General features: G+C 72.6%; 4 protein-coding genes and 3 tRNA genes. 4 read left to right on the top strand and 3 right to left on the bottom strand.

Translation table 11 applies throughout. The features are described 5' to 3' along the window. Positions 1–29: 29 nt before the first annotated feature. The gene (locus AB0J68_RS24430) at positions 30–2,960 is read right to left on the bottom strand and encodes a M36 family metallopeptidase (protein ID WP_363940572.1); all 2,931 of its coding nucleotides are present in this window, start codon (positions 2,958–2,960) and stop codon (positions 30–32) included. A 221-nt stretch (positions 2,961–3,181) separates the two neighbouring features. On the opposite strand from AB0J68_RS24430, the gene AB0J68_RS24435 reads away from it, so the two are divergent. Beyond that, on the top strand, positions 3,182–4,315 hold the full coding sequence (locus AB0J68_RS24435) for an alkane 1-monooxygenase (RefSeq protein WP_363940573.1): 1,134 nt from the start codon (positions 3,182–3,184) through the stop codon (positions 4,313–4,315). Positions 4,316–4,319: 4 nt separating this feature from the next. Here AB0J68_RS24435 and AB0J68_RS24440 read toward each other — a convergent pair whose 3' ends face one another. Both AB0J68_RS24440 and AB0J68_RS24445 read right to left on the bottom strand, forming a co-directional pair. Then, complete coding sequence (locus tag AB0J68_RS24440) at positions 4,320–4,901, bottom strand: TIGR03086 family metal-binding protein (protein WP_354855441.1); 582 nt, start codon at positions 4,899–4,901, stop codon at positions 4,320–4,322. Positions 4,902–4,982: 81 nt separating this feature from the next. Then, entirely contained in the window at positions 4,983–5,585 is a 603-nt protein-coding gene (locus AB0J68_RS24445) for a TetR/AcrR family transcriptional regulator (protein ID WP_355139244.1), read from the bottom strand. Between the two features lie 421 nt (positions 5,586–6,006). Here AB0J68_RS24445 and AB0J68_RS24450 point away from each other — a divergent pair. The 3 genes from AB0J68_RS24450 (at position 6,007) to AB0J68_RS24460 (ending at position 6,272) form a co-directional block, all read left to right on the top strand. Further along, positions 6,007–6,079 (top strand) — tRNA-Gly (locus tag AB0J68_RS24450). Between the two features lie 34 nt (positions 6,080–6,113). Continuing rightward, positions 6,114–6,184: transfer RNA gene (locus AB0J68_RS24455), tRNA-Cys, on the top strand. 13 nt (positions 6,185–6,197) lie between these two features. After that, positions 6,198–6,272, top strand: a tRNA-Val gene (locus AB0J68_RS24460). Positions 6,273–6,330 lie beyond the last annotated feature (58 nt).

Consider the following 6,330-nt stretch of genomic DNA (forward strand, 5'->3'; position numbering starts at 1 on the left):
CCGGCTGTCCTCCGCCGGCCCCGACGGTGTCACTTCGTGAACGCCTGGAACTCGGCGATCCTGACCTGGGCCCGGGCCGGGCTGGCGGTCGCGCAGTCCGTCGTCGTGGCCGGGTCGTCGTCCTGCTCACCCGCGTACTGCGGGCCGCCGGTGCACTGGCTGGCCAGCACCTCCAGGCGCAGGTGGGTGGCGAGGGTGGTGGGCACCGCGAACGTCCGCAGGTTGATGTCGCGGCTGTACGCCCGGTACGCCCCGCCGGGGAACGCGTCGCCCGCGCTGGTGTAGATCCGCCGCCAGTGCGTCGGGTCCGCGCAGTCGGTCGTCGTCGCGTCGCACGCGGACACCGCGAACGAGCGCAGCGCGCTGAGCGCGTTCTGACTGCCGGTGTCGGGGTCCCCGACGATCGCGGGTCGCAGCATGGCGCTGACGTTCACCCGCTTGACCGTCTGCGGGCCGTCGCCCGGCAGGTCGACGGTGAGCTGCCGGCCGGCCACCCCGTCCAGGGAGGCCCAGTTCGTCGCCTCGGTGTCGTCGGCGACCCGGTCCAGGTTGACCCCGTCGCCGCTGATCGTGGCACCGGAGGTCGTGGACGCGAGGTTGCGACTCAACCGCAGGTCCACGTAGCCGGTCCGGCCGGCGTCGGCGACCACGCTGAGCCGCTGGTGCCCGAAGCCGGGCGCGACGGCCAGCAGGTCGTACGTGCCGGCCACCATCTCCACCGTGTCCGGGATCGGCGTGGCCGGGTCGGTGTCCGCGATCGGCGTGGCCCGTGCCTCGTACGCCCCGACGTACACCCGGATCGGCGCGTCGGCGCTGTCCCCGCGGGGGCGCAGGGTGAGCGTCGCGTTGCCGCCGTGCGGCGAGGCGAAGCTCGGCGTCGGGTCGGTGTCCGCGGCGCCGTTGGTGGCGGCGTCCCGGCCCATCCCGGAGCGGGCGAACTCGGCCCAGATCAGGTCCTGGTTCGCGCCCCCGAAGCGCAGCAGGTCGGCGGTGAGCATGTTGTCCCGCATGTCGAGCATGCTGACCTGGCTGGCGGCCTGGAGCAGGAACGAGTCGAAGACCAGTTGCGACCAGCGCCGGTTGCCCGGGCACTTGTCGGCGGTGACCTTGCCCTGCGCGCACTCCAGCTGCCGCTGGGTGGTGCCGAGGCCGTACCGCTTCACCAGCGCCGAGCGGACCCGGTAGTTGGTGGCGCCCCAGATCTCCCCGTCGGCGTGCACGGCGGGGCCACCGGTGTTGTAGCCGATGTCGGAGTAGTTCAGCGGGCTGCGGCTCAGGTCGTAGTTGCGGATGCCGCTGACCAGGTTGCCGGTGACGTAGCCGCCGGTGACGAAGGGCGACTCGCCGGGCGCGCGCAGCCCGTTCTGGTACAGGTACTCGGCGGCGAGCAGGTCGCCCCACGACTCACCCATCGCCCCGCCCTGGTGGCCGCTGATCCCGCTGTCCGGGCCGGCGATCATCCGGTTGGTGATGGCGTGGGTGTACTCGTGGCCGATCACCGTCATGTCGTAGTCGCCGTCCACGCACGGCGGGTACGGGCCGCCGGCCTGCGGCTGCCACAGGTACATGTTGGTGGTCGGCGGCAGGCCGTCGCGCCCGGTGCCCTGGTTGGCGTTGTTGCGGTTGCCGGTCAGCGCGCCCTGCTGGGCGCGGCCCTGCTCGGCGTCGCCGCCCAGCCCGGACGGGGTGAGGTTGACCGCCTGGAGGTTCCACGCCGACTCGGTGAAGCCCAACTGGTACGCCCAGTCGTGCATGCGGTTGTGCATGACGAAGAGGTTGGCGATCGCCGCGTCCGCGTCGTTGCGCTGCGCCGACGTGAACACCGCCGGGTTGCACTTCGCCTGGTGCCACTGGTCGGTGAACGGGTATTCGTAGCGGCGCTCCGCGCTGGGGGTGGCCGGGACGACAGGGGTGTTGTTGCCCCAGGAGAGCACGGTGTTGGCCGAGTTGCCGCGCGAGGTGAAGGTCGGTGCGCCGGTGGCCGCGTCGACGTCCCACGGCTGGCCGGTGGCCGGGTCCCGCTGGGCGACCTGGCAGCCGGGGGCCGGGTCACCGCACCAGCGCACCCGCGGGTCCTGCCCGGCGGCGAGGTCGCGGGGCGGGGTGGCCGGGAAGACCGCCCAGCTCGGGTTGTCCGAGTCGAAGTCGACGAGGTCCTCGCGGACCAGCACCTTTCCGGTGCTGCCGTCCACGTAGCTGGTGAACGCCGCCGGGTGGTCGGCGTCCGCGCCGATCATGGTCACCTCGTAGGCGGCCCGGGGCCCGTCCAGCGGGGTGGGTACGGCCACGGCGCGCACGGTGTGGCTGGCCACCGCCGTCGCGGTCAGCCCGGCGTCGGCGAGCGCGTCGGCGTACGCCTGTTCGGCGGTGCGGGTGGCCGGCGCGGGCGCGCTGGTGTCGCGGGCCAGCGAGGAGTTGACGGCGAGCACCGAGCCGCCCTGGACCGCGAGGGTGACCAGGCCGTCGGGCCCGGCCGGCAGGTCGCCGAAGCGCTGCCGCAGGGTCACCACGGCACCGCTGCCGATCGGTCGGACCAGCACCCGTTCCAGGTCGGCGACCGTCGCGGCGTCCATGCCGTACAGGTCACGGTTGGCCCTCAGGTAGGCGCGGGCGGCGGCCTCCGGGTCGCCTGGCAGCCCGGTGGCGAGCGGGGTACGACCGGGGCCGAGTGCCTGCGGGGTGCCGAACCGGTTCCACCGCACGTCGGGATCAGCGGCGCGGGCCAGGCCGCGCTGGCGGGCGTCGGGTGCCGCCGTACCGGAGCGGTTGTCGAGGTCGGCAGGCTCGTGGTTGCCCTCGGCGAACGGCCCGGACGAGCGTTGCGTGGACGGCGCCCCGGCGGGGGCCGCGGTGCTCGCGCCCGTGGGTAGCAGCGCGGCGATGGTCGCGGTCGTCGCCAGGACGGCGATGAGCCGGCGTCGACGCCGGCTCATCGGGGGTGACCACTCCGGTTGTGGCACGGGACCTCCTCGTGGGAGCGGGATGGCCGGCGGCTGCCGACCGACGCAGCGCGGTGACGCATGCGCATCTGTGGATATCAGCCGACCGGGGGCGCGGCAAGGCCCCCGACCGCCGACGCGCCGACTGATCGAGATAAATCGACTTTACAAAACGTACGCTCTTGTAAATGAACGTGATGGCTGTCACTGTCGATGTCAGAACGCGAGACCGGAGGTTGGCCATGACCGTCGATGCCGATCCGACCGTCGAGCCCGCCGCCTGGCGGGACCGTCGCAAGCCGCTCTGGCCGCTGGCGCTCCTGGTGCCGGCGCTGCCCTTCGTCGGCTTCGCGCTGTGGCGGGCCGGCGGCGGCGCCTGGGCGTGGTGGCTCACCCCGGCCGTCGTCTTCGGCCTGATCCCGGTGGTCGACCTGCTGCTCGGCGACGACCGGAAGAACCCTCCCGAGGAGGCCGTGCCCCGGCTGGCGGCCGACGGCTACTACCGCTGGCTCACCTACCTCTACCTGCCGGCGCAGTACGCGGCACTGGTGCTGTGCTGCGCGGTGTGGGCCCGCGACAGCCTCTCCCTCGCCGCTGCCGCCGGCCTGGTGGCCACCGTCGGGGTGGTCAACGGCATCGCCATCAACACGGCCCACGAGCTGGGCCACAAGCGCGAGCGGGTGGAGCGGTGGCTGTCCAAGGTGGCCCTGGCGCCGGCCGCGTACGGGCACTTCTACGTCGAGCACAACCGCGGCCACCACGTCCGCGTCGCCACGCCGGAGGATCCGGCGAGCTCGCGACTGGGGGAGAGCTTCTGGGCGTTCTGGCCGCGTACCGTCCTCGGCAGCCTGCGCTCGGCCTGGCGGTTGGAGACCAGCCGGTTCCGCATCCGCGGCCGGTCCCCGTGGACCCACCGCAACGACGTGCTCAACGCGTGGGCCATGACCCTGGTGCTGTACGCGGCGCTGACCCTGGTCTTCGGCCCGGTGGTGCTGCCGTTCCTGGTCCTGCAGGCGGTGGTCGGCTTCTCCCTGCTGGAGGTGGTCAACTATCTGGAGCACTACGGGCTGGCCCGGCAGCGCACCGCCGCCGGACGCTACGAGAAGGTCGACGCCCGGCACAGCTGGAACAGCGACCGCACGGTCACCAACGTCTTCCTCTTCCAGCTCCAGCGGCACAGCGACCATCACGCGAACCCGCTGCGCCGCTACCAGACGCTGCGCAGCTTCGACACCTCACCGCAGCTGCCCGCCGGGTACGCGACGATGGTGGTCGTGGCGCTGGTCCCGCCGCTGTGGCGACGGGTGATGGACCACCGGGTGCTCGCGCACTACGGCGGCGACCGGGGACTGGCCAACACGCGGCCCCGACGCTGACCGCTCAGTGGCCCGGGGCCCAGTCGGGGTCGCGGCCGAAGGCGGCCAGCAGCTGGTCCTGCTCGTCGGCGTCGGCGGGCAGCCGCGCGTCGTCGCGTACCAGCTTGTCGCGCCGGTAGTCGTCGACCCGCCCGGCGAACCAGCGGGCGCACACGCGCACCGCGTCCGGGTCGAGCCGCGGATCGGCGCCGATCGCCACCGCCAGATCCCAGCCGTGCACCAGGTGTTCGGCGAGGAGCTGCTGGACGTACTCCGCGGCCGGGGTCGGGCCGGCCGACAGGTGCACGGTGCGGTCGATCGTGCCGGGATGGGTGACAGCGATCTCGGCCTGCGCGGCCGCCTCCCGCGCCGTCGCGGCCGGGTCCGCGCCGAGCTGGTCACCGTCGAAGCGGTCGCCGACCTCGTCGACGGTGCGTCCGGCGAGCAGCGGAACGCTCCACCGGTCCTCGCCGACCACGTGGTTGACCAGGGTGCGGACGTCCCAGTCCGGGCACGGTGTCTCCTCGGCCCACTGGCCGGGCCCGACCTGGTCCACCCGGTCGACGAACTCGGCCAGGCTCCGGCGGTACGCCTCCAGCAGGTCCATGCCGTCGATTGTTCTCCTCGGCGCGGTGGCCCGAGCCCGTTTTGCCCGGCCCGACCTGCGGTGCCGTTCCGCCGTCGCCGCTCAGTCCAGGTCGGCCGGGGCCAGGCCCAGCTCCCGGGAGGTGACCAGCCGTACCCACTCCCCGAACTGCCGGCGGGAGATCACCCGGTCGTGCACGGCGAGTTGCACGGCGAGGCCGTCCATCACGGCGCTGATCCGCCAGGCGGCCCCCTGCGGGTCGGCGCACTGGAAGGTGCCGTCGGCGACCCCGGCGGAGATGACGGCGGCGAGATCCTGCCGCCAGCGCAGGTCGAGCCGCCGGGACACCTTCTCCAACTCGGGGGTGCGCAGCGACTCGGACCAGCCGTCGATCCACATCGACCAGGAGGTCGCCCGACCGGCCGGGGTGTAGAGCTTGAGGATCCTGCGGAGCTTCGTCAACGGCGGAGCGGAGGAGCGGGTGACCGCGTCCAGGCGGGCCAGATCCTGCTCGACGGCGTACGCGAACGCCTGCGCGAGCAGTCGCTCCTTGGTGGCGAAGTGGTAGAACACCAGGGCCTGACTCACACCGGCGGCCTGTGCCACGTCCGCCGTCCGGGTGTTGGCCAGACCGCGTTCCACGATCACGTCGCAGGCCGTGCGCAGCAGGGCATCCAGGCGGATCTCGGCCGCACGTCTCGTCACGACCGTTACCGTAGCCCATCCACCCGAACACGAACAGTTACCGCCACCGTCCGTTTCGTGGGCTAAGAGTCGGAAGTCGGACACTTTCCAGGGTGCCGCGGTTCGGTCTCCCGGCGGTGTTCGTCGAGGTCCGCCGCTCGCCGCGGGCGCGCGTCGCCGCCGGGCGAGGGGCCGTTGTCCCGGTGGCGACACCGAGCGTCGCACGATGCCGGAGTGTGACGGCCGGGAGTCAGTCGAGAAACCAGGCCAGCTCCCTAGGAAGCCTGCGGCGAGTGAGTCCGACCCTCCCCGGGACCCGGCACGCGGCCCCCGCTCGGCGCTCCCGGGCGGGAGGGGACGCGCCGACACAGACCCCCGAGTTGGCAGTCGTTCACCGGCTCGGCTAAAGTTCTCATCCGTCACCCGGGAACGCCGGGGGCGTGCGGACGTAGCGCAGCTGGTAGCGCATCACCTTGCCAAGGTGAGGGTCGCGGGTTCGAATCCCGTCGTCCGCTCGGAGCTGCCGCCACGCGTGACGGGGGCAACCTCGGTGGGGTGGCCGAGAGGCGAGGCAACGGCCTGCAAAGCCGTCCACGCGGGTTCAAATCCCGTCCCCACCTCGGCATTATGCACGGGCGATTGGCGCAGTGGGAGCGCGCTTCCTTGACACGGAAGAGGTCACTGGTTCAAACCCAGTATCGCCCACCAGCTGTACAAGCAGGTCAGAAGGCCCGTTACCGGATATCCGGTAACGGGCCTCGTTTTT

Source organism: Micromonospora sp. NPDC049580 (assembly GCF_040675595.1).
Taxonomy (GTDB): Bacteria; Actinomycetota; Actinomycetes; order Mycobacteriales; family Micromonosporaceae; genus Micromonospora.